Consider the following 23389-nt stretch of genomic DNA (forward strand, 5'->3'; position numbering starts at 1 on the left):
GGGTATCGGACCTTCGTGAATAAAAGTAAACGGATAGTATTTCGGGAAGCAAAAAGTCGGCCGCATGGCGCCGGACCAGGGTCTGGCACCCATAGTACCTGCACCCTACTGAAAAAATCAACCGCGAACCGGCAGTAATGTGCACTAGACTGCTATTTGTCGGGAAGCAAGGGGAGGGTCACCCGCACGTATACGGATTGACACTCGCCGTGGCCGTGTGCATAGTAGCCCGGTGCAATGGGCAATGGGGAAAGGACTGATCATGAAACGGAATCGGGAAACAGTGCAGGCGGTGATCCGCGAGCGCGGAGGCTCTATCCCCTTTCGGGATTTGATGCAGGCTTTCGGGGTAACCAAGGGGGAGCGGAAAGGCTTCAAGGATTTTGTGGACCGGCTCGTGTCCGAGGGGCATCTCGTTCGTTTCAAGGGGAACCGCTACGCCCTTGCGGATGGGGAGAATCTCGTGACCGGCCGCCTTTCGTGCCATCCCGACGGCTACGGTTTCGTCATTCCCGAAGGGGGAGGGGACGACGTCTATATCCCGGCCCGGGCCCTTGCCGGGAGTATGCACGGCGACACGGTGGAGGTGCGGGTCGAGACCTTCAAGGCCGGCGGCAAAAAGGAGGGGCGGATCGTGCGGACCGTGACGCGGGGGCAAACCCGTGTCGTGGGGCGGTTCGAGCAGCTCAAAGGGTTTGGTATCGTGGTTCCCGATGAAACCCGCATCAGCCAGCAGATCGTCATTTCCCAGCAGGGGATTGGCCGGGCCAAGGGGGGGCAGACGGTCGTGGCCGAGATCACCGCCTACCCAACGGAGAAGCGCAGGCCCGAGGGGCGCATCGTTGAGGTCCTTGGGTGGTCTGAAGACCCGGAGGTGGAAGTCCGGACCATCATTGTCAAGCACGGGCTCCCCTTCGAATTCCCCGCCGATGTCCTGGACGAGGCCCGGGCTGTGCCCCAGGCAATCGGAGAGAAGGATCTGAAGGGGCGGACCGATCTCCGGGAGATCGTGACCGTCACCATCGACGGCGAGACGGCCCGGGACTTCGACGACGCCGTGGCGGTCCGGAAGGAGCGGGGAGGGAACATCCGCCTCTGGGTCTCCATCGCCGACGTTTCCCACTACGTGAAGCCCGAGGCGCCCCTGGACCGGGAGGCGTACCTGAGGGGGACCTCGGTCTATTTTCCCGACCGCTGCATCCCCATGCTCCCCGAGGAGCTTTCCAATGGCATCTGCTCCCTGAACCCCCGGGTGGAGCGGCTCACCATGACGGCGGAGATGGTATTTACCCGTAGCGGCACCATGAAGGAGGCCGCCTTCTACCCCAGCGTGATCCGAAGCGACGCCCGGCTCACCTACACCATTGTAAAAAAGATTCTCGTGGACGGCGATGCCGAGGCAATAGCAGCCCACCATGAGCTGGTTCCCCATCTGGAAATCATGCGGGAACTGGCCCAGAGCCTGACCGAGAAACGGCGTAAGCGGGGCAGCATCGACTTCGACCTGCCCGAGCCCCAGATCATCCTCGATCTCCAGGGGGAGACCATCGACATCGTCCAGGCCGAGCGGAACCTGGCCCACCGGATCATCGAGGAGTTCATGCTGGCCGCCAACGAGGCGGTGGCATCCCACATCGAGGCAAAGGGAATCCCCTCCCTCTACCGGGTCCACGAACCCCCCGACCCGGCAAAGCTCATCGACTTCCAGGAGTTCATCTTCAATTTCGGTTTCCACTTCCGGATGGAGGAGGACCGGGTGGAGCCGGCGGAGATCCAGCGGCTTCTGGTGGAGACCGAGGGGACGCCGGAGGAACGGATGATCAACCAGGTGCTCCTGCGGTGCATGAAGCAGGCCCGTTACAGCCACGAGAACCTGGGGCATTTCGGGCTTGCGGCCCGCTGTTACACCCACTTCACGTCCCCCATCCGTCGTTACCCCGATCTGGTTGTCCACCGAATTCTCAAGGCGCTCCTGGCCGGGAAGATGACCGAGAAGGAGATCGAGCGGCTGGAGACGACCCTCCCCGAAACGGCGGAGCAGACGAGCCGGCGGGAGCGGGTCGCCATGGAGGCGGAGCGGGAGATCGTTGCCCTCAAGAAGGCCCAGTTTATGCGGGAGAAGATCGGGGAGGAGTTCGACGGTTACATCACCGGCGTGACCTCCTTCGGCCTCTTCGTGGAACTGGCGGAGATTTTCGTGGAGGGTATGGTCCACATATCCACCATGGGTGACGATTTCTACCGCTATCTGGAGAAGCAGCACGCCCTGGTGGGTGAGCGGCTCAAGGAGACCTATCGCATCGGCGATAAGGTGCGGGTGACCGTGGCAGGGGTGAGCATCGAGAAGAGACAGATCGAGTTCGTGCTGGCCGGACTCCACGAACGGCGTCCCGGCGCCTCGTCGCCGCCCGGGTCCGAGGAGTACCCGCGGATTCCCGTCACAGGGAAGCGCCCCCGGGTTCTGGAGGAGCGCCGAAAGCAGGCGCAGGGCGGGAAGAAAGTGGACAGCAGGGGGAGCAAGAAGGGGGGCGGCAAGGGTGGGGGAGGCCGCGGAAGGCGCCGGTGAAAGAGTGTTGCGCGGTTTCGCGGTGCTGTGCTAGTCTTGACCGGATTTACTTTCGTTTCACAGGGATAGAGTAATAATGACTGAAGAAAACGGGAAAGTCCTGCCGTTTCTGGAGCACCTGACCGAGCTCCGCAAGCGGCTCATCATCATAATCATTGCTGTCATCATCGGCATGGGGGTCGCCTGGAACATCTCCGGCGATGTCCTCCACTTCGTCACCAAGCCGATCACCGGCAAGACCTACCTGACCGACATCAAGAAGCAGGTCTATCAGGAGGTGGGGAAGCGGTGGCCCGCCGCCTACCAGCAGTTCAACCTGGGCAAAGAGGTGGATGCCGCTCCCAAGGAGCGCAAGCTCAACTACAGCGCGCCCCTAGAACCCTTCTTCGTCCAGTGCAAGATATCGATCATCGCCGGCTTCATCCTGGCGCTTCCCATCGTCTTTTACCAGCTCTGGCTCTTCATCGCGCCGGGACTCACCCGTAAGGAGAAGCGGCTGGTGGTCCCCTTCGTGACGGTGAGCTCCATCAGCTTCTGCGTCGGGGCGCTCTTTTTCCTGGTGATCATCTGGCCGGTCATCATCAACTTCTCTCTCTCCTACGAGGCCGAGGGGCTCAACAGCCTTTTCAATATGAGCGCCTATGTGAACTTCTGTCTTAGGCTCATTCTGCTGTTCGGCCTCATTTTCGACCTTCCCGTCCTGCTGCTCCTGTTGTCCCGCTTCGGGGTCGTGACCTATCCCTTTCTGGCCCGAAACCGGCGCTATGCGCTTCTGGCCAGTTCCATCGTCGCCGCGTTCCATGCGGACCTCATTACCATGTTCGTCATCATGGTTCCTCTCTACGGGATGTATGAGATCGGTGTCTGGCTCGTATTCCTTTTCGGCAAGAGAAAGCCTGCCCCGGCAGAGGCCGAGGTCGGCGGAGAGGGGGAGTAGCGCGAAGCCATGCACATATTCAGGCATATTGAGGAAATAACGGAAAAACTGCCCAATGCCGTGGTGACCATCGGCAACTTCGACGGCGTCCACCTGGGGCACCGGGAGATCTTCCGACGGGTGAAGCGGGAGGCGGCGGCCCTTGGGGGCGTATCTCTGGTCATTACCTTTGTTCCCCACCCCATAAAGATGCTGGGAGTGAAGAAAGAGTTTCGTCTCATCAATACCTATGCCGAGAAGGAAATCCTCCTGGAGGCGTCGGGGATCGACTACCTCCTGATAATCCCCTTTACAGCGGAGTTTGCCGCCATCGGCGCCGAGCAGTTCGTGCGGGATATTCTCGTGGGGACCATCGGGGTCCGCAAACTCATCATCGGCTACGACTACGCCTTCGGCAAGAATCGCCAGGGAGATGTGGCGATGCTCCGTCGCATGGGGGATGAACTAGGGTTTACGGTGGACGTGCTCGAACCGATAGCCTCGGGAGAGCTTGTCTACAGCAGCACGGCCGTGCGGCGCATGATCGCCGAGGGAGACGTTCGGGGGGTGGTGCGGCTCCTCGGCCGCCATTTCTCCGTGGGTGGCACCGTCGTTCATGGTCGGCAGCGGGGGAAGGGGCTCGGGTTCCCCACCGCAAACCTCCAGACCGACAAAGAGCTGATTCCCAAACCCGGCGTCTACGCCGTGAAGGTGAAGGTTGACGATGACGCCACCTACGACGGGGCGTGCAATATCGGCGACAACCCCACCTTCGGCAACGGAAGCCTCTCCATCGAGGTGTTCATCTTCGAATTCGACGGGGACATCTATGGCCGCGAGGTGCGGCTCTACTTCGTGGACCGGCTCAGGGACGAGATGACGTTTCCCAATCCCCAGGCCCTCCAGGAGGCCATCGCCCGCGACGTGGCGCGGTGCCGGGAGATCCTGCGTGGCGTTTCCATTATTGAGTACCAGGAATATCTGGCAGAGGAAGCTCCGTGAGCGCTCTCTCCGGCGACAAACGCCTCTGGCTCGGGATAGCGATCAGTCTTGCCCTGCTGGCACTCCTTTTTCGTTCCGTCGACCCTTCGGAACTCCTTAGGGCCTTCCGCGGGATTAACGGAGTCTGGCTTATCCCCGCCGTGGTATGTACCTTCCTTAGCTACCTCATGAGGGCGGTCCGCTGGAAGTACCTCCTCTCACCCCTCAAGCAGACCTCCTTCCCGAATCTTGTCTCCGCAACCCTCATCGGGTACATGGCCAACAACCTCCTTCCAGCCCGGCTGGGGGAACTGGTACGGGCCTACGTCCTTGGTGAGCGGGAGGGGATCGATACCGGGGCAGTGGTGGCGACCCTGGTCATCGACCGGCTGGCCGACGGCTTCACGGTGCTTCTTCTTCTGGTGACGGCCGTTTTCACCCTGCGTCTTCCGCCGGGGAGCGAAGCGGCCCAGCAGGGACTCGTGGCGGGGGGGTACATAACCCTCGGGCTGTACCTGGCGGTTGTGGTTTTCCTGGTTCTCCTGCGGCGGAACACCATGGGGACCATCCGGCTCCTGGAGAGCCTTCTGAGGCCTTTTCCCGGTAAAATCGCCGAGAAGGTCATCCCGTTTCTCGGGGCGTTCATCGACGGGGCGAGAATTACCCCCCACTGGAGGGAGCGGCTGGCTCTTGTGGCCTCGTCACTCGTCATCTGGGGGTTCGCGGTTTTCCCTATCCATTGCGTGCTCAAGGCCTTCGGGCTGGATTTTCCCATCCCTGTTTCGCTCTTTATCATGGTTCTCCTCGTTTTTGCGGTCATGGTTCCGGCCTCTCCCGGTTTCGTGGGGACCTACCACGCCGCGTGCGTGTACGGACTACTCGCCCTGGGGGTCCCGAGGGGGATGGCCTTGAGCGTGGCCATTGTCATCCATGGAATCAATTTTTTCCCCGTCATCGTTGTGGGACTTGCCTGTCTCTGGCGGGAGAACCTGTCGCTCGGCGCCCTCGGCAAGAGGGCCCTTGACCGGAATCCGCACGCGGAGGGACCGTGACGATGCTCTCTTCCATTCTCAAGAGGGTTGATCCCTTTGCCGTGTTGGCGGTGACCCTGCCGCTCGCCATCTACCTCCTGACCCTCGCCCCGTCGGTCACCTTCTTCGACAGCGGCGAATTCATCACCGCCATCCATTCCCTCGGCACCGCCCATTCGCCGGGCTATCCCTTCTTCGTCAACTACGCCAAGCCCTTCACCTGGCTCCCCTTCGGGAACATCGCCTTCCGGGTCAATATCGCCACGGCGGTCTCGGCGGCGGCGGCCTGCTATGGAGCGTATCTTCTGGTGCTGGCCATGCTTCCCTGCGGGGATGCCGACGGCGCTGCGATGCCGCGCTACGTTGCAAGGGGATGCGCCCTTGCCGCGGCCCTGGCTTTTGCCTTCTCGGCCCGGCTCTGGCTCCAGTCGAACCATGACAAACCCTATCCCCTGGTTTCTTTCATCGTCGCCGTGGTCTTCTGGGCGCTCCTCCGTTTCCGGGCCCGCTACGACGAGGGGGAGGAATGCCCCCACTACGTTTATCTCGGGGCATTCCTCTGCGGTCTCGCCACCGGCGCCCACCAGACCATCGTCCTCATGCTGCCGGCCTTTGCCTGGCTCATCATCTCCAAGGATTGGCGGCTCCTGGGGCGGGTAAAGGAGTTTGTCATTGCCGTCGCCTTCGGCCTGCTCGGCTTTGCCATCCAGCTCCACATGCCGATTCGCGCCCTGAAGAATCCTCTCCTCAACTGGGGAGACCCCCGGACCCTCGACCAGTTCCTCTGGAACCTGCTCCGCAAGGGATACCCCAGCGAGCCGCCGGTGCGGGATCTGGCGCTTCTCTGGCAGCAGACAAGTGCCTTCAACGTGCCGCTTGAGTTTACCTGGGTGGGTGTCGGGTTTTTGACGCTGGGGCTTGCGGTGAGTCTCCGGAGGCGTCGCGACGAGGTGATCGCCTACCTCCTCGGTGTAGTCACATCGCTTCTTGTCATCGTCGGCTACTTCAACACTCCGTCTGACCTGATCTTCCTTACCGAAGAGTTTTTCACCCCTCTCTATCTTCTCTCAGCCGTTTTCATCGGGGTGGGGCTGTTCTGGCTTCTGCGGCGGGCCCTCGACAGTATTCAAGTCGAAAAATTGACGTCGATGCCGATAAAGGTGCTCGTCCTGGTTTTTACCCTGATGCTCCCCGGGACCATCTGCGCCCTCAACTACTACGAGAACGACCAGCACGACAATTATGTGGCATTTGACTACGCCACAAATACCTTCAGGTCTCTCCCCCAATACACCGCTCTATTCACTTGGGGGGACAGCGGCGCCTTTCCTCTCTGGTACCTCCAGGGGGTCGAACGGATGCGTGAGGACCTGGATCTGCTCCACACGCCACACCTGGTCTTCCGGTGGTATCTGGACGCTTTTCCCCACCTCTTCAGCCAAAGCATGCTGAGGGCAGTGCCCGAATCCGCCCAATCGGCCGAGTCGGCCCTGAAGATGGCGGTGGCCGAACAGATCGGTCGCCGGCCGGTCTTTATCGATTTCTCCACCCGCTACTCGCTCCCCTTTGCCGAGTACGGCATGCAGCAGCGGGGGATTGCCTACCACCTGATCCAGGGAGGGAAGGATACGGTCTACCCCCCTGACCTCTCTGTCTGGGGCCTCTACAGCAGCCGGGGCTACACAAGCCAGATGGGGTTCCGGGACCTCGACACGGGGAAGGCGATCCTGATCTATGCCATGGCAAGGCTTGAGGGTGGAGAGACTTTGCTGCGGACGGGATACCGCGCCCAGGGGGCGGAAGAACTGCGCCTGGCCGCCGCCATTGCGCCCGAACTGAGGGGGCAGGTGGAGCAGATGCTCGGCACGTACGGGGTGAGGTGACCCATGGATATCACGGGAAAGACACGGGTGCTTGGCATTATCGGCTGGCCGGTGGCCCATTCCCTGTCGCCGCTCATGCAGAACGCCGCCCTGGAGGCCATGGGGCTCGACTGGATCTACGTTCCCTTCGCCGTGCGCCCGGAAGACCTCACCAGTGCCGTGGCGGGACTCAGAACCCTTGGCGTTGCCGGATTCAACGTGACCATCCCCCACAAGACCGCCATCATTCCCCTTATTGACCGGATTACCCCCGAGGCGCGCCTCATGGGGGCGGTCAACACGGTGAAACGGGAAGGGGACGAGCTCGTGGGATACAATACCGACGGGGAGGGCTTCATCCGGTCCCTGGCGGAAGACCTCGGGTTTGTCCCGGCCGGGAGGCGCATCCTCGTTCTGGGGGCGGGTGGGGCGGCCCGGGCCGCCGTGGCATCACTGGCCCGGGAAGGGGCCGCGACCGTCATGATTGCCAACCGGAGCGTGGCCAGGGGGGAGGAACTGGTTGCGGCGTTTCGTGGTGTGTTTGGCGGCACGCAATTTGCTGCGATGCCTCTCGATATCCCCCTGATCAATGCAGAGGTCCAAAATTTTGACTTGCTCGTCAATACCACGTCCGTGGGGATGGGGGAAACCGCCTTCGGGGGGCTCGACATCTCGCGCATGAACCCGGCTGCTTCCGTGTACGACATGGTCTATGCCCCCTGGGAAACACCGCTTCTTGCCGAGGCATCCCGGGCGGGGAGGCGGTGCGCCAACGGGATCGGCATGCTTGTGGCACAGGGTGAGTGCGCCCTTGCCATCTGGACCGGTATGGAGCCGCCACCCGGCGTCATGAGGAGACGTGTTCTGGCAGCCCTGAAGCGCTAACCACTTCTTGACATTGGGGTTTTGCCACCCTACCATTACGGCGACTTTTTCCGCGGAGAAACTATGCAGGCCAGCAGACTGGGAGAACTCCTGGTTCGAAATAACGTCATCACCAAAGAGCAGCTCGCCAAGGCCCTTGAGGAGCAGAAGAGCGCAGACGGCCAGCAGCGCCTCGGCTCCATTCTCATCAAGAACGGTCTCATCTCCGAACCTGATCTTACCTCGTTCCTTTCCAAGCAGTACGGTGTCCCCTCCATCAACCTGAGTGAATTCGAGGCTGAACAGGCAGTCGTCAAGATCATTCCCGCTGACGTGGCCCAGAAGTACCAGATCGTCCCGGTGAACAGGGCCGGTTCCACCCTGATCATCGCCATGGCCGACCCCTCCAACATCTTCGCCATCGACGACATCAAGTTCATGACCGGCTACAACGTGGAGGTGGTGGTGGCCTCCGAGTCGGCCATCAAGGCGGCCATCGACAAGTACTACGACCAGTCCGCGTCTCTGGCCGATGTCATGGGCGACTTGGAGATGGACGATCTCGAGGTGATCGACACCGACGACGAGGTGGATGTCTCGTCCCTGGAGCGGGCCACCGAGGATGCGCCGGTCGTGAAGCTCGTGAACCTGATCCTGACCGACGCCATCAAGCGCAAGGCCAGCGATATCCATATCGAGCCCTACGAGCGGTCGTTCCGGGTCCGTTACCGGATTGACGGGGTCCTCTACGAGGTGATGAAGCCCCCCCTGAAGCTCAAGAACGCGATCACCTCCCGGATCAAGATCATGGCCGAGCTGGACATCGCCGAACGGCGCCTTCCCCAGGACGGCCGGATCAAGATCAAGCTCGGCGGCGGTCAGGACATGGACTACCGGGTCTCGGTTCTTCCGACCCTCTTCGGGGAGAAGGTGGTCCTGCGGCTCCTGGACAAGTCCAACCTTCAGCTGGACATGACCAAGCTCGGCTACGAGCCCGACGCCCTGCACCATTTTAAGGAGGCGATTCACAAGCCCTTCGGCATGGTGCTCGTCACCGGCCCCACGGGAAGCGGCAAGACGGTCTCCCTCTATTCGGCCCTGGGAGAGCTCAACAAGACCACCGAGAACATCTCCACCGCCGAAGACCCGGTTGAATTCAACTTCGCCGGCATCAACCAGGTGCAGATGCACGAGGATATCGGCCTTAACTTCGCTGCCGCCCTCCGCTCCTTCCTGCGCCAAGACCCCGACATCATCATGATCGGCGAGATTCGGGACTTCGAGACCGCCGAGATCGCCATCAAGGCGGCCCTCACCGGGCACCTGGTCCTGTCGACGCTCCATACCAATGATGCGCCCGCCACCATTAACCGCCTCCTCAACATGGGGGTTGAACCGTTCCTGGTGGCTTCGGCCGTGAACATCATCACCGCCCAGCGCCTTGCCCGTCGGGTCTGCTCCGAGTGCAAGCAGCCGGAAGAGATCCCGATCCAGGCCCTTATCGATGCCGGCGTCTCCCCCGACGAGGCGCCGGGCTACGTTTGCTACAAGGGGACCGGCTGCGCCAAGTGCAACAACACCGGCTATAAGGGACGGGTCGGCTTCTACCAGGTCATGCCGATGCTAGAGGAGATCCGGGAGCTGATCCTGAACGGCGCCAATACCGCGGAGATCAAGCGGGAGTCCATGCGGCTCGGGATCAAGACCATGCGCCAGTCGGGGCTCACCAAGCTGAAAGAGGGCGTTACGTCCTTTGAGGAAGTGCTGCGGGTCACCGTGGCCGACGATTAAACACAATGTCATATTTGAGCGATCACGGCGTTGGCTTGGTCTCGGCTTCCTCAGCGTACTCTCAGTACGCCTCCGGAGCCTCAACCTCGCCGCCTTGTGCTCATCTCAAATCTGACATTGTGGAATGGAGAATATTATAATGGCCAACATGCACCAACTCCTCACGGAGCTCGTCAATCGCGGGGGATCAGACCTCCATCTCACCACCAACTCTCCTCCCCAGATTAGGATTGACGGGAAACTGCTTCCCCTCGACATGCCGCCCCTGAATGCGGTCGATACGAAACAGCTTTGCTACAGCATCCTTACCGAGCAGCAGAAACACAAGTTCGAGGAAAACAACGAGCTGGACCTCTCCTTCGGCATCAAGGGTCTGTCACGTTTCAGAGGTAACGTTTTTGTCCAGCGGGGAGCCGTGGCCGGGGTGTTTCGGGTCATTCCCTACAAGATCCTCTCCTTCGAGGAACTGGGGCTCCCGCCGGTGGTGAGGGAGTTGGCCGAGAAGCCCCGGGGCCTTGTCCTCGTCACCGGCCCGACGGGGAGCGGCAAGTCCACGACTCTGGCCGCCATTATCGACAAGATCAACACCGACCGTCACGAGCACATCGTCACCGTCGAGGACCCCATCGAGTACCTCCACCCCCACAAGAGCTGCGTGGTGAACCAGCGGGAGGTGGGGGCCGACACCAAGAGCTTCAAGAACGCCCTCAAGTACATCCTCCGCCAGGACCCGGACGTGGTCCTCGTGGGGGAGCTCCGTGACCTGGAGACCATTGAGGCGGCCCTGACCCTGGCCGAAACCGGCCACCTCTGCTTCGCCACCCTCCACACGAACTCGGCGGTCCAGACCATCAACCGGATCGTGGATGTATTCCCTTCCTACCAGCAACCCCAAGTTCGCGCCCAACTCTCCTTTGTCCTCGAGGGGGTTCTCTCCCAGACCCTTCTTCCCAAGGCCAGCGGCAACGGGCGGGTGCTCGCTATCGAGGTCATGGTGCCGAACCCGGCCATCCGCAACCTCATCCGCGAGGACAAGATCCATCAGATCTACTCCCAGATGCAGGTGGGGCAGGAGAAGTTCGGCATGCTGACCATGAACCAGTGTCTGTACGGCCTGTTGCAGAAGCGTCACATCACCATGGACGTCGGCATGGGACGCTCGCCGGACCCCGACGAGCTCAAGCAGATGCTCACCAGCGGCGTGCGGCCCCAGGCGCCGCGCCCCCCCATGAGATAAACAGGATTCGGAAGGAAGCAGGAGGATAGCAATGCCGAAATTCAGTTGGGAAGCGCGAAGCAGGACCGGAGCGGCTCAGAAGGGGGTTATGGAGGCCGCGAGCGCCGCTGCCGTGGAAGCACAGCTCAAGAAGTTCGGATTTGGCTCCATCTCCGTGAAGGAGGAGGGGAAAGGGCTCAGCATGGAGCTGAAGCTCCCCGGCTTCGGGAAGAAGGTGGAGACGAAGGATCTCGTCATCTTCACCCGACAGTTTGCCACCATGATCGACTCGGGCCTGCCGCTGGTCCAGTGCCTCGATATTCTCTCCAGCCAGCAGGAGAACGCGACCTTCAAGGAAGTTCTCATCAAGGTGAAAGAGACGGTGGAGGGGGGCTCAACCTTTGCCGACGCCCTGTCGAAGCATCCCAAGGTCTTTGATCAGCTCTTCGTGAACCTAGTTGCCGCCGGAGAGGTGGGAGGTATCCTCGATACCATCCTCAACCGACTGGCCGCCTACATCGAAAAGGCCATGAAGCTCAAGAAGCAGATCAAGGGGGCCATGGTCTACCCGGCCACCATCATGACTATTGCCATCGGCGTCGTGGCAGTCATACTGATCTTCGTCATCCCCACCTTTGCCAAGATGTTCGCCGATTTCGGCGGCGATCTGCCGGCACCCACCAAATTCGTCATCGCCCTCAGTAACTTCGTGGTGAAGTACATCCTCCTCATCATCGGGCTCATTTTCGCCGTGGTCGTGGCCATCAAGAAGTACTACGCCACGCCGAACGGGAAGAAGACTCTGGACACCCTTGCCCTCAAGGCCCCCATTGCCGGCCCCCTCATCCGGAAGGTTTCGGTGGCCCGCTTCACCCGTACCCTCGGCACCCTCATCTCCAGCGGCGTGCCGATCATGGACGGGCTTGAGATCGTTGCCAAAACCGCCGGCAATAAGGTGGTGGAGGAGGCGGTCTACAAGGTGAGGAGCTCCATCGCCGAAGGTAAGACCATGGCCGAACCGCTCCAGGAGTGCGGCGTCTTTCCCCCCATGGTGGTCCAGATGATCTCCGTCGGTGAGGCCACCGGCGCCATGGACGCCATGCTGAGCAAGATCGCCGACTTCTACGACGACGAGGTCGATGATGCTGTTAGCGCCCTCACGGCCCTCATGGAGCCGATGCTCATGGTTTTCCTGGGAACCGTTGTGGGCGGGCTTGTCATTGCCATGTACCTGCCGATCTTCAAGCTTGCCGGGGCCGTCGGCGGCTAGCCGGAGCCGATGTCCAGGGAACGGCTCGTATGGTTCATCCTTGCCCGGGTGGTGGTGGTTTCGCTCTTTCTTGCCTCCACCATTGTCCTGCGGGCGCGGGGGACCGGCACCCTCGGCGAACAGGCCCTAGACGGCATAACCGCCATCCTGGTTGCCACCTACGGCTTCTCCATCCTGTCGCTCCTGATCCTCAAGCTGGCGAGGGGATATCGCCTTCCCCTAACCTATGCGCAGATCATCTGGGACATCCTTTTCGTTACGGGGCTTATCCTCTATACGGGGGGAATTTCCAGCCCCTTCTCGTTTCTCTATCTTCTGGCGATCATCAGTGCCAGCGTCCTACTGGCGCGCCGGGAGGCCTTTTATACGGCATCGCTCTGCGCCATCATCTACGGCGGGATCATCGATCTGCAGTATTACGGGCAACTGGTATCCATTGGGCTGGGCCCCCTCGTAGCCCAGAGCTATGGCACGAACTATATCTTCTATACGATCTTCATCAATATTGTAGCCTTCTTCCTGACCGCGCTCCTGACAGGGTATCTGGCCGAGCGGGCCAGGGAAAGCGAGACGGAACTTGAAAAACGGGCCATTGATTACGAGGAACTGGAACGGCTTAACAGCGCCATAGTTTCCAACCTCACCAGCGGTCTTCTGACCGTCACCGCCGAGGGGCGCATCCGGGTATTCAACCACTACGCCGAGACCTTTACCGGCATCACCCAGGAGGATGCCTACGATCGAGACCTCTATGACATCTTTCCCGGATTCCGCCTCTACGAGGGGAACCTCTCCAATGTCAAGCGGGGAGTCTTTGAGTTGCTGTCGAAAAACGGCCGCAAGCTCATCGTCGGTTTCAATAGCGTCCCCCTTGCCGGCAAGGAGGAGGAGAGCGCGGGGACGCTCATCAATTTTCAGAACCTGACCCAGATCAAGCGGATGGAAGAGAATCTCAAGCGGTCCGACCGCCTTGCCGTCATCGGGGAACTCTCGGCCCGTATGGCCCATGAGATCCGCAATCCTTTGGCAGCCATCAGCGGATCGGCTCAACTCATCGCCCAGGGAGACGGGATTCCCGAAGCCGACCGGGAACTCTTTGCCATTGTCCTGCGGGAAGCTGACCGGCTCAATGGCCTCATAACCGATTTTCTCGCCTATGCCCGACCCAGCCAGCCGGAGAAGGGACCGGTCAACCTGACTGATCTTGTTGGGGAGATCGTATCCCTTGTGGCACCGGACCGGCGTTTCGAACAAGTCAGGATTATCAATCGTGTGGAACCGGATTTTACCCTTCCGATTGACCCGGACCAGTTTCGGCAGGTCTTCTGGAACCTGTTCGTGAATGCAGCCGAGGCGATGAGCGAGGGGGGGACGATCACCGTTGATGCGGAACGAATCGACGAGATCCGCTCTGACGGCCAACAGCGGAGCGCTTACCGGATAACCGTTGCCGATGACGGTTCCGGCATGAACCAGGAAACCATTTCCAGGATTTTCGAGCCGTTTTACACCAGCAAGGCGAGCGGAACCGGCCTTGGCCTTGCCACCGTCTACCGTATCATCGAAGCCCACGGCGGCAGGATCACCGTGGAGAGCGCGGAAGGGGCCGGAACCATATTCATCATATTTATTCCTGTCCAGGGAAATAACTGAACAGCAAAGACTCATGCAACAGTCCCATCTAACCGTCAGGGAGAGACGTCATGGAAATACGAATACTGGTTGTCGATGACGAATTGAGCATGCGGGAATTTCTCGCCATTCTCCTCAAACGCGAGGGGTACGCGGTGGATCAGGCCGATTGTGCGGAAAAGGCCCTGGAGTTCCTTGACTCAATTACTTACGATCTGGTCATTTCCGATGTGAAGATGCCCGGTCTGGACGGCATTGCCCTGCTGGGGCGGATCAAGGAAAACTCTCCCGACACCGCTGTCCTCATGATGACCGCCTTCTCCACCGCCGAGCAGGCCGTGGAGGCCATGAAGCTGGGGGCCTACGACTACATCGCCAAGCCCTTCAAGGTGGAGGAGGTGAAGGTTCTTGTCCGTAACGCCCTTGAAAAACGGGACCTGAAGCGGGAAAACCAGCGTCTGCGCCAGGAGGTCCAGGAGCGGTACGGCTTCAGCGGCCTCATTGGCAAAAGCAAAAAAATGCGGGAACTCTACTCCCTCATCGAGCGGGTGGCCCCCAGCATCGCCAACGTCCTGATTCTCGGCGAGAGCGGCACCGGCAAGGAACTGGTGGCACGGGCCATCCACTACAACAGCCCCCGCAAGGACAAGCCCTTCGTGGCGGTGAACTGCGGCGCCATTCCCGAGACACTCATGGAGAGCGAACTCTTTGGCCACAAGAGGGGCTCCTTCACCGGCGCCATCAACGACCGGGCTGGCCTCTTCGAGCAGGCCGGCGGCGGCACCCTCTTCCTCGACGAGATCGGCGAAGTTCCCCTCCAGCTTCAGGCAAAGCTCCTGCGGGTCCTCCAGGAAAAGGAGTTCAGGCGGGTAGGGGGAGTAGCCGACCAGAAGGCCGACGTGCGGATCGTTGCCGCCTCCAACCGCAACCTGGAAGAGCAGGTGCGGGAAGGCTCCTTCCGGGAAGACCTCTTCTACCGGCTGAACGTGGTCCAACTCCAGATGCCCCCCCTGCGGGAGCGGACCGAAGACATTCCCCTTCTGGTGGAGCATTTTTACCGCAAGTACGTTCAGTCCCACCGCAACGGAGAGATTATCACCCCTGGCGCCCTGAAGATTCTCATGTCATATCCGTTTCCGGGGAATGTGCGCGAGTTGGAGAACCTGGTGGAACGGTGCATGGTTCTTGGGGGGGGGACCATTTCCGAGGAGAGCCTTCCGCCCCAGGTCCGGGGGAACCAGAAGTCAGCAACGGCGCCGGTCGGCGACTTCGAGATTCCTGCCGAAGGGATGGACCTGGAAGGGTACCTGGATGGCATCGAAAAGCGGATTCTCCTCCAAGCCCTGGAGCGGTGCGGCGGGGTCAAGAAAAAGGCGGCCGAGTTTCTCGGCCTCACATTTCGCTCATTCCGCTACCGTCTGGCCAAGTTCGGGATGGATGAGGAATGATTTAGAAGAGTGACAAATTTTGTCATGCTCCAGTGACCAAAGATGTGAAGTTTGTTTTTTTGTGAGTAAGCAGGTTGAAATTATTGGTGTTTTGGTGTATGAGTGATTGGCCTGGCTTTTGCTATTTGAGAAGCAACGTTTAAGGACTAAACGGATAATTGGCCAAGTATCCTGATTCCAAGACGCACCAGAAGCACACACAGGAAAGGAGATGCACATGCTACAGAAACTCAGGAACAAGAAAGGCTTCACCCTCATCGAACTGTTGATCGTCGTGGCGATCATCGGCATCCTGGCGGCAATTGCGATTCCGCAGTTCTCGGCGTACCGGGCAAAGGCGTACAATTCCGCAGCCCAGAGCGACCTCAAGAACTCGAAGACTGCCCTCGAATCCAGCTACGCAGATAATCAAAAATATCCGTACTAAGTGCCGGAAAGGAGATAACGATGAAAGTTAAGATTCTTACAGTATGTGTGGCGGTTTCCTTGATGGGTGCTGGCTCGGCTTTTGCTGCGTATACGGCTGCCGACTCCAATGGGACCAAGGAAGTAGGAACCACAATCAAAGCTACTCTCAAGTTTTCCGCAAACGTAACCAGTGAGTACAAGAACAACACAGATGGGACTGCATACGTGATCGGCACCTCCCATACCAGCGGCACCAAGACCTACGCTTCCAGTTCCGGTGACACCCGGATTTTCATGGCGGAAGGTAAAGAAACAACTACTCCCGCCGCACCTGCTTCCTCTGACGCCTCCGCTAACTTTGATAGCACCTGGACACCGGTGAAGTAATTTTTTCTCGGGCATGAACGAACCTGCGGGATGTATGCTCCAGTGATACATCCCGTTGTTCTTTTTTAGGGGTTTTTTATGGCCACTTTCGTGAATCTCCTCTCGGCCAATTTCCGTTCGATCCTTCGGGACAGGATCTTTCTGGCTATCCTGATCGTTGCACTCCTCTTCTTCCTTCTGGTTCCGTCGTTCAGTCTTTTTTCCATGCGACAGGTACAGGAACTCGCCGTAACTCTCTGTCTTTCTACCATTTCACTCCTTCTGCTGCTGGTTTCGGTTCTGCAGGGGGCCTCCTCCGTCTGGCGGGATGTGGAGAAACGTTACACGAGCTCTCTTCTGGGGTTGCCGGTTTCCCGGGCGACGTTTGTTGTTGCGAAGTTTGCCGGCATTGCCGTCACACTGGTCTGCTGCACCATGCTCCTGGGGGCACTTGCCCTTCCGGCAATTTCAATTTCTGCTGCGCAGTACCCTTCGGACATTCCGATCCACTGGATGAACATTATCGGAGCCATCGGGATGGATTGCCTCAAGTACATTCTTCTGTCCGCCGTGGCGCTTTTCCTTTCGACTGTTAGCACCTCATTTTTCTTCCCGTTCTTCGGTTCCGTGGCGATTTTTTTCGCAGGGAGCGCGAGCCAGGAGGTGATTGAATACATCTCCGGTGATTATGGCAAGTCACTAACGCCCGCAGCAAAGCTGGTGATCAACATCGTCTATTATCTATTGCCGAATTTTTCCGCTTTCAACCTGAAGGTTGCGGCGATTTATGGTCTCCCGTTTCCCTTTAAGGGAGCCCTGTATACTTTCCTGTATTTTATCGTTTATACGTCAATACTCCTCTGCCTTTCTGTATGGAGCTTCACCCGGAGAGAGCTGCCGTGAAGTTGAAGGCAATTTTTCTCATTCTTCTCATTTCCTATGGCGCTGTTGTCGTCCCGTTTACCGACTACCTGAGGAACCGTCCGGTTGCCGTCAAGCTTGGCTACACCCCCGATGCCCGCATTCTCAAGATTGCCTCGGCGGATCATTGCAGCCTCGTTGCCCAATTGGCAATAGTTAAGGTCCTGTTCTACTACGGGACCATTGTGGAGAAGTTCACAAAGAAAATCGATTTGCCCGTGGAACATCACAATATGTTCAAGACGGTCAATACTGCCCTGAAACTTGACCCGTACAACATGGACGCCTACTATTTCACGCAAGCTGCCTTCACTTGGGAGGTGGGGCGTGTACGCGAGGTGAATGCCGTTCTCGACTACGGGATGAAATACCGGACATGGGATTACTACCTTCCGTTCTTTGCCGGCTTCAACTCCGCCTATTTTCTGAAGGATTACCGCAAGGCTGCCCAATACATGAAAAATGCCGCAGAGCTTTCGGGGGATCCCCTTTTTACCAAACTTGCAGCGCGCTATTTTTACGAATCGGGTCAGAACCAGCTCGGAATCCTTTTTCTGGAGACCATGAGAAAAGGGTCCAAAGATAAGAAGATACAATCGATGTACGAAATACGGGAAAAAGCCCTCAAGGCGGTCTCTCTGTTGGAGGATGCCGTGGTGCGGTTTGAGCGGGAGCGGAAGTGTCGCCCGTCCGATTTGTCTGAACTGGTTGCTGCCAATATACTCACCGAGATTCCGGTCGATCCCTATGGCGGGAAATTCTACCTTGCAGAGGACGGTAAGGTTCGCACAACCAGCAAATTTGCATTTGGGGGCAAGGAAAAGTGAATGCACTTGAAATCACGGGATTGTGTAAAACGTACCGTGGCAAGCGTCAGAAGATCGTCAAGGCCTTGTCTAGCCTCGACCTGACGATCGCTCCGGGCGAAATTTTCGGTTTTCTCGGTCCCAATGGGGCTGGCAAGAGCACGACCATTAAGATCTTGATGGGGCTGATCCAACCCACAGGCGGGACAGCGAAAATTTTTGGTACGCCTGTTATAAACTCGGCTTCACGGCAGCGGCTTGGCTACCTTCCAGAAAATCCATCATTTCTCGATTTCATGACTGCCCGAGAGTATCTTGCCTTTGTCGGCAGGGCATTCTCTATGCATAAAAGCGATGTGAAAAAGGAAACAGACAGAGTTCTTGAACTGTTGGCCCTTGAGGGCGCAGCGAACCGCGCTATCCGCCATTACAGCAAAGGTATGATCCAGCGGTTGGGCCTTGCGCAAGTGCTTCTCCACGACCCTGATATCTATATCCTGGACGAGCCAATGAGCGGTCTCGACCCGATTGGACGGGCTCTTGTTAAGGATATCCTGAGAGATCTCAAGAGCCGGGGCAAGACGGTTTTTTTCAGCACTCATATTACGTCGGACGTTGAGATTATTTGTGATCGGGTAGGGATCATAGTCAACGGCAATCTCATGGCGGTTGACCATGTGCAAAGCATACTGCAGAGCGGAATTGAGGGCTATGTAATACAGTTGGTGCGTGACAAGATGGTGACAGAAGAGGTGTTCGTCGAGAAGGAGCGTCTCAAGAGTTTTATTTCGGATCTTTCGGCATCGGATGTTGAAATAGAAAGGATCGAGCCGAAGCGCAAGGATATTGAGAAGTTTTTCCTCGACATCGTGGCGAAAGGAGAGTATGTCGCTGTCGAATAGGGCCAAGATCTGCTTCCTTGTCTTCGTTGTACTGGGGGTTTACTATCCCTCCATCTTTGGAGGAGTGAATATCGTCGACGATGCCGCCATCATCGACGAGTTCGGTGTGAACCGCACTGCGACATTGTGGGAGCTCCTCAAGCCGGGCTGGAGTTTTTACTATCGGCCCATGGTCCACCTTTCATACTATCTGGACGGCGTCTTGTGGGGGATGGAAGAAAGTTTCCTGCACCTGGAAAACATACTTATCCACACAGCCAACGTCGTGCTCGTCTTTCTTATCCTGCGCCGGAACCTGTGTACGCCGGCCTGTCGGAACAGTGAACTTCCCCTTATGCTTTCTCTTCTGTTTGCCCTTCACCCGATAAACACCGAGGCGGTGAATTGGATTGCCGGTCGGACCGACCCGATGGCGACTTTCTTTATTCTTTGCTCTCTGTTGTTTCTGCTGAAGGGGCTGCAGGAGAAAAGGGCGGGGTACCAATACCTTTCGGCGCTGCTGTTTCTGCTCGGGTTGTTCTCCAAGGAAGTGGCTGTAGCCCTCCTTCCCGTCGTCGCCATACTTTTCTACGTGGAGTACCGTGCTGGGAAGTCGGATACTCCCTCTCCACGGATTATTTTCAAGTCGCTGATCCCGTGGGGAATAATGGTCCTGGTTATGACTTTCGCGCTCCTGGCTCATTTCCTCTTCCGAAGCGACACGAACAATCTCTCGAAGATTATGCAGTTGAAACCGACCGACTGGCTGGGCTTTGCTTCAGTCTCTTTCTCCATTTTAGGCTTCTACCTAAAAAAACTCTTTCTGCCTCTGCCCTTATCCTTTGCCATCAGCAGCGTATCCCGCCATTATCTCTGGTTTGGTGTGCCCGCACTCTTGCTGCTTCTCTATATTATCAGCCGTAAAAGGAATTACGCTCCCTATGCGGCAGGGGTACTCTTTGCGCTGTTGCCGGCGATACTCGCCGTTCACGCACGCATGACGTGGACACCGGTGGCTGAAAGATACCTCTATCTCCCTACGGCATTTCTGGTGTTGGGAATGGGGGCTGCTTGCGTATCAATTTCTTCCCTGAGACGATCCGACGCCCTCGTTTCTGTTCTCTGGATTCTCATCCCCATTGCAGCTTTCCTGACGGTCCAACGGAATATGGTCTGGCAGGACAACTGGCGTCTCGTGCAGGATACCATTCGGCAATCGCCTGATTTTGGAACCCTCAGGAACGGGTTGGCGCATGAACTTGTTAAGAAGGGTGATTTCAACGAAGCGGCGGATCAGTTGGAGGCGGGGATAAAGCTGAACAGCAACAATGCCGGCGACAGTACGAGTATGCGGTACAACCTTTTGAGAGTGCGGCTGAAGGGTAAATCACTTCAGGATTCCCGTGCATTACTGCTCACGGAAATCGGTGACGTTCGGCAGGCTGAGACCAGTCTTTTGCAGATTCTGAGAGGTGTTGATATTCAGTGTCTGAGCAGCACCGCCGGGCCGATGCTGGGTGAGTTGGCTCGGGAACTGATTCAGATCAACAGCGTTCTGTATGACCGAAACGGCGATCCCTTCTCTCTTTATCACAACGGACAGATGTATCTGATCATAAAAGAGAAGCAGAAGGCGCAGGAGAGTTTCCGCAGGGCCTACGTTGAAGCACCTGCCGGAGCCTACTATAAGGAAGCGGCGGGTAAGCTGGCTGAAAGGCTTACGAAAAAGTGAGGGCGGCTGCTTATATACGTCTGCTTCGTCCCACCCAGTGGGTGAAGAATTTAATCCTCTTTTTTCCCCCCTTTCTTGCGGGAGAGATGTTTCAGCCGGGTATTCCCGAGAGAGGTGTGTGGCCATTCATTGCATTTTGCCTGGCATCCAGCAGTACCTATATCGTAAATGACATCCTCGATTGTGCCAATGACAGCAATCACCCAGTAAAAAAGACTCGCCCTCTCCCTTCAGGGGAGGTAAAGGTGACGGTTGCCGCATTTTTTGCCTTTGTATTTGCGGCAGGGGCCATCACTCTTTCACTGAAGATTTCTACTCTTTTTTTTGTATTGCTGTTGGCGTACCTTATAATTTCAAGTCTTTATTCGTTCAAATTCAAGGAGCTTCCCCTCGTCGACATCTGCTGCATCTCATCTGGCTTTCTGCTTCGGTTGCAGGCGGGAGGAGAGGCTTTCGGCATTGTTATATCGCAATGGCTCTTTCTGAGCGTCTTTCTCCTTGCAATTTTCTTGAGTACCGGCAAGCGCTACGGTGAGAAAAAACTGCTCGGTGAAACAGCTGGTAGGCACAGAAAGTCCCTCGTTGTTTATCCTCCCGGTTTTTTGGATGGGGTGTTGTACCTCTCCGGCGGCGCAGTGTTGGTGACTTACACCATGTACTCCTTAACACGCTATCCCTTGGTCTACACGGTTCCGCTCTGCACCTTCGGACTGTTGCGTTACCTTTTTCGGGTTAAGTCGGGATTAGACGGCGACCCGACGGAGTCGCTCCTGAAGGATTTTCCCTTGAGCCTCATCTCGTTGACATGGGCGATAGTGGTAGCCTGGAGCATCTACTCTTGAGGGGAAGCGTTTATATCATTCTGGTAAACTGGAACGGGTGGCGTGATACGATTGAGTGTCTTGAATCGGTCATGCGCAACAGCTATTCCGCATTCCGGGTAATCGTTTGCGATAATGGATCGGTTGACGGTTCGCTGGAGCGGATCAAGGCGTGGGCGGAGGGCAGACTCGATATTCTGCCTTGCCCGGGGAGCCTGCGGGAATACTCCTTTCCTCCCGTCCCTAAGCCTCTGCCCTATGTTGAGTACGGCCGGGGAGAGGCGGAGGCCGGAGGCGGTGCCGCCGATGATGGTAAGGCAAGGTTGGTGCTGATCGGCACCGGCGGTAATCTGGGATTTGCCGGCGGCAACAACGTGGGGCTCAGGTATGCCCTTGCCAAGGGAGATTTCGACTATGTCTGGCTGCTCAATAATGACACGGTGATACACCAGGATGCCCTGTCGACTATGGTTGCCGGGATGAACAAGAATCCGGCTGCGGGAATCTGCGGGTCTACTCTGCTCCATTACGAACGGCCGGAACGGGTACAGGCTCAGGGAGGGGGGTATTACTGCAAGTGGATCGGGCTGCCTTGGCATATCGGACGCTTCCGGCACCCTATGAGGCTTCTTGCTGGACGGCGGGTAGAAAAGTTGATGAACTATGTCGTCGGCGCATCCATGGTGGTGTCTCGAAAGTTCCTGGAAGATGTCGGCCTTATGTGCGAGGAGTATTTTCTCTACTTTGAGGAAACCGACTGGGCGATTCGTGCCGAGGGAAAGTACAGGCTGATGTATGAGCCTGAGAGCATCGTATTCCACAAAGTGGGAAGCAGCATCGGAACCAGCAGCAATCCAGGCAGGAAAAGCATGTTGTGTGATTATTTCAGCACGAGAAACAGAATATATTTTACGCGCAAATTTTACCCATATGCTTTGCCGGCCATTTATCTCATGCTGTTGGGCGCGCTTCTCACCAGATTGCTTCTGGGGCGCTGGGATAGGGCACGAATGATCATGAGGTTAATGGTTGACCATAGAACAGGATACGAACAGGTATCCGGAAAGCCGTGATGACCGAAGAAAGTTTCTTGTCAAACGCCGCTAAACCTCTCATTACGGTCATAACGGTTGTCCGCAACGGCGCTGCAGAGCTTGAAGAGACCATCAGGAGCATAATTGCTCAGAATTACGACCGGCTGGAGTATCGTATTGTCGACGGCGGTTCCACTGACGGTTCCGTCGAAATAATAAAAAAATACGAGAATTACCTTAAGAGTTGGTCAAGTGAGCCGGACTACGGCATCTATGACGCCATGAACCGAGGCTGGAAGTTGGCCGACGAGAACAGTTACATTTTGTTCCTCGGAGCCGGTGATCTGCTCTTGTCTCTACCGAAAACTCTGTCGGAACCGTCTTGTGGCGAGGTCGTATGTGGGACTGTCGGCTTGAGCGGGAACAGAAAATTCTTTCCTTCAGCCGACTGGAGGCTTCGGATTTACAATAGCCTTCATCACCAGGCATTGCTGGTGCCCAAAATGCTTCACCCATTGCCGCCTTTCGATTTGTCGCTGCCGCGGTACGCAGACTTCGACTTTAACCAAAGATTGATGAAGCTCGGGGTTCGATTTCGTTATGCACCCGAATTTCAGTCCGCCGCACTTCCTGGAGGTGTCAGCGATCACCCGAACTTTAAAGAGTCCGTTGCGGTTGTTCGGAAGAATTTCGGTTTGCTCTGGTGGGGGCTTGCTTTATTGGGGTACGGAGCCGTGCGATGCTTGCCCCTGCTAAAGCTGTTCACGTCCATCAGGAAAGAGTAATGAGCGGCTCTGGGTTGTGGCAGGTTTTTTGCAGCATTTACGAAAGCTTGAGATGTTC

General features: G+C 57.6%; 20 protein-coding genes. All 20 read left to right on the plus strand.

What is annotated here, in order from left to right:
* Positions 1-262 precede the first annotated feature (262 nt).
* The 20 genes from rnr (at position 263) to KI811_RS15475 (ending at position 23331) form a co-directional block, all read left to right on the plus strand.
* Positions 263-2566 (plus strand): ribonuclease R, encoded by a 2304-nt coding sequence (rnr, locus tag KI811_RS15380; protein ID WP_214187361.1) that lies wholly within the window; start codon positions 263-265, stop codon positions 2564-2566.
* Between the two features lie 76 nt (positions 2567-2642).
* On the plus strand, positions 2643-3503 hold the full coding sequence (gene tatC, locus KI811_RS15385; RefSeq protein ID WP_214187362.1) for a twin-arginine translocase subunit TatC: 861 nt from the start codon (positions 2643-2645) through the stop codon (positions 3501-3503).
* Positions 3504-3512: 9 nt separating this feature from the next.
* Positions 3513-4484, plus strand: coding sequence for a bifunctional riboflavin kinase/FAD synthetase (locus KI811_RS15390; protein WP_214187363.1), 972 nt, complete (start codon positions 3513-3515; stop codon positions 4482-4484).
* The gene (locus tag KI811_RS15395; RefSeq protein WP_214187364.1) at positions 4481-5515 is read left to right on the plus strand and encodes a lysylphosphatidylglycerol synthase transmembrane domain-containing protein; all 1035 of its coding nucleotides are present in this window, start codon (positions 4481-4483) and stop codon (positions 5513-5515) included. Before KI811_RS15390 ends, KI811_RS15395 begins: the two co-directional genes overlap by 4 nt.
* 2 nt (positions 5516-5517) lie before the next feature.
* Entirely contained in the window at positions 5518-7377 is a 1860-nt protein-coding gene (locus KI811_RS15400) for a glycosyltransferase family 117 protein (RefSeq protein WP_214187424.1), read from the plus strand.
* Positions 7378-7380: 3 nt separating this feature from the next.
* The gene (gene aroE, locus KI811_RS15405) at positions 7381-8241 is read left to right on the plus strand and encodes a shikimate dehydrogenase (protein WP_214187365.1); all 861 of its coding nucleotides are present in this window, start codon (positions 7381-7383) and stop codon (positions 8239-8241) included.
* Positions 8242-8304: 63 nt separating this feature from the next.
* On the plus strand, positions 8305-10011 hold the full coding sequence (gene pilB / locus KI811_RS15410; protein WP_214187366.1) for a type IV-A pilus assembly ATPase PilB: 1707 nt from the start codon (positions 8305-8307) through the stop codon (positions 10009-10011).
* Between the two features lie 139 nt (positions 10012-10150).
* Positions 10151-11248 carry a type IV pilus twitching motility protein PilT gene (locus KI811_RS15415; protein WP_214187367.1) on the plus strand — a complete coding sequence of 366 codons (1098 nt, stop codon included), beginning with the start codon at positions 10151-10153 and terminating at the stop codon, positions 11246-11248.
* Between the two features lie 31 nt (positions 11249-11279).
* The gene (locus KI811_RS15420; RefSeq protein ID WP_214187368.1) at positions 11280-12497 is read left to right on the plus strand and encodes a type II secretion system F family protein; all 1218 of its coding nucleotides are present in this window, start codon (positions 11280-11282) and stop codon (positions 12495-12497) included.
* A gap of 9 nt (positions 12498-12506) precedes the next feature.
* Positions 12507-14150 (plus strand): two-component system sensor histidine kinase NtrB, encoded by a 1644-nt coding sequence (locus tag KI811_RS15425; protein ID WP_214187369.1) that lies wholly within the window; start codon positions 12507-12509, stop codon positions 14148-14150.
* Positions 14151-14200: 50 nt separating this feature from the next.
* On the plus strand, positions 14201-15577 hold the full coding sequence (locus KI811_RS15430; RefSeq protein ID WP_214187370.1) for a sigma-54-dependent transcriptional regulator: 1377 nt from the start codon (positions 14201-14203) through the stop codon (positions 15575-15577).
* Between the two features lie 217 nt (positions 15578-15794).
* Positions 15795-16004, plus strand: coding sequence for a type IV pilin protein (locus tag KI811_RS15435; RefSeq protein WP_214187371.1), 210 nt, complete (start codon positions 15795-15797; stop codon positions 16002-16004).
* A gap of 20 nt (positions 16005-16024) precedes the next feature.
* Positions 16025-16372, plus strand: a complete 348-nt coding sequence (locus tag KI811_RS15440; RefSeq protein WP_214187372.1) for a hypothetical protein — start codon at positions 16025-16027, stop codon at positions 16370-16372.
* Between the two features lie 78 nt (positions 16373-16450).
* Entirely contained in the window at positions 16451-17254 is an 804-nt protein-coding gene (locus tag KI811_RS15445; RefSeq protein ID WP_214187373.1) for an ABC transporter permease subunit, read from the plus strand.
* Positions 17251-18099: a hypothetical protein gene (locus tag KI811_RS15450; protein ID WP_214187374.1), complete on the plus strand. Its 849-nt coding sequence runs from the start codon at positions 17251-17253 to the stop codon at positions 18097-18099. The genes KI811_RS15445 and KI811_RS15450 overlap by 4 nt, the downstream gene beginning before the upstream one ends.
* Positions 18096-18980: an ABC transporter ATP-binding protein gene (locus KI811_RS15455; protein WP_214187375.1), complete on the plus strand. Its 885-nt coding sequence runs from the start codon at positions 18096-18098 to the stop codon at positions 18978-18980. The genes KI811_RS15450 and KI811_RS15455 overlap by 4 nt, the downstream gene beginning before the upstream one ends.
* Positions 18964-20691 (plus strand): glycosyltransferase family 39 protein, encoded by a 1728-nt coding sequence (locus tag KI811_RS15460; protein WP_214187376.1) that lies wholly within the window; start codon positions 18964-18966, stop codon positions 20689-20691. The genes KI811_RS15455 and KI811_RS15460 overlap by 17 nt, the downstream gene beginning before the upstream one ends.
* A 41-nt stretch (positions 20692-20732) precedes the next feature.
* Positions 20733-21533 carry a decaprenyl-phosphate phosphoribosyltransferase gene (locus KI811_RS15465; protein ID WP_343213606.1) on the plus strand — a complete coding sequence of 267 codons (801 nt, stop codon included), beginning with the start codon at positions 20733-20735 and terminating at the stop codon, positions 21531-21533.
* Positions 21530-22585 carry a glycosyltransferase family 2 protein gene (locus KI811_RS15470; RefSeq protein ID WP_246551803.1) on the plus strand — a complete coding sequence of 352 codons (1056 nt, stop codon included), beginning with the start codon at positions 21530-21532 and terminating at the stop codon, positions 22583-22585. The genes KI811_RS15465 and KI811_RS15470 overlap by 4 nt, the downstream gene beginning before the upstream one ends.
* Positions 22585-23331 (plus strand): glycosyltransferase family 2 protein, encoded by a 747-nt coding sequence (locus KI811_RS15475; protein WP_214187379.1) that lies wholly within the window; start codon positions 22585-22587, stop codon positions 23329-23331. Before KI811_RS15470 ends, KI811_RS15475 begins: the two co-directional genes overlap by 1 nt.
* The last annotated feature ends 58 nt before the right edge of the window (positions 23332-23389 follow it).

This window comes from Geobacter hydrogenophilus (genome assembly GCF_018501225.1).
Lineage (GTDB): Bacteria > Desulfobacterota > Desulfuromonadia > Geobacterales > Geobacteraceae > Geobacter > Geobacter hydrogenophilus.

Bases quoted from the DNA above. Each gene is read 5' to 3' on its own strand.
- rnr (WP_214187361.1), top strand. From the start codon at position 263: ATGAAACGGAATCGGGAAACAGTGCAGGCGGTGATCCGCGAGCGCGGA.
- tatC (WP_214187362.1), top strand. From the start codon at position 2,643: ATGACTGAAGAAAACGGGAAAGTCCTGCCGTTTCTGGAGCACCTGACC.
- KI811_RS15390 (WP_214187363.1), top strand. From the start codon at position 3,513: ATGCACATATTCAGGCATATTGAGGAAATAACGGAAAAACTGCCCAAT.
- KI811_RS15400 (WP_214187424.1), top strand. From the start codon at position 5,518: ATGCTCTCTTCCATTCTCAAGAGGGTTGATCCCTTTGCCGTGTTGGCG.
- aroE (WP_214187365.1), top strand. From the start codon at position 7,381: ATGGATATCACGGGAAAGACACGGGTGCTTGGCATTATCGGCTGGCCG.
- pilB (WP_214187366.1), top strand. From the start codon at position 8,305: ATGCAGGCCAGCAGACTGGGAGAACTCCTGGTTCGAAATAACGTCATC.
- KI811_RS15415 (WP_214187367.1), top strand. From the start codon at position 10,151: ATGGCCAACATGCACCAACTCCTCACGGAGCTCGTCAATCGCGGGGGA.
- KI811_RS15420 (WP_214187368.1), top strand. From the start codon at position 11,280: ATGCCGAAATTCAGTTGGGAAGCGCGAAGCAGGACCGGAGCGGCTCAG.
- KI811_RS15425 (WP_214187369.1), top strand. From the start codon at position 12,507: ATGTCCAGGGAACGGCTCGTATGGTTCATCCTTGCCCGGGTGGTGGTG.
- KI811_RS15430 (WP_214187370.1), top strand. From the start codon at position 14,201: ATGGAAATACGAATACTGGTTGTCGATGACGAATTGAGCATGCGGGAA.
- KI811_RS15435 (WP_214187371.1), top strand. From the start codon at position 15,795: ATGCTACAGAAACTCAGGAACAAGAAAGGCTTCACCCTCATCGAACTG.
- KI811_RS15440 (WP_214187372.1), top strand. From the start codon at position 16,025: ATGAAAGTTAAGATTCTTACAGTATGTGTGGCGGTTTCCTTGATGGGT.
- KI811_RS15445 (WP_214187373.1), top strand. From the start codon at position 16,451: ATGGCCACTTTCGTGAATCTCCTCTCGGCCAATTTCCGTTCGATCCTT.
- KI811_RS15460 (WP_214187376.1), top strand. From the start codon at position 18,964: ATGTCGCTGTCGAATAGGGCCAAGATCTGCTTCCTTGTCTTCGTTGTA.
- KI811_RS15475 (WP_214187379.1), top strand. From the start codon at position 22,585: ATGACCGAAGAAAGTTTCTTGTCAAACGCCGCTAAACCTCTCATTACG.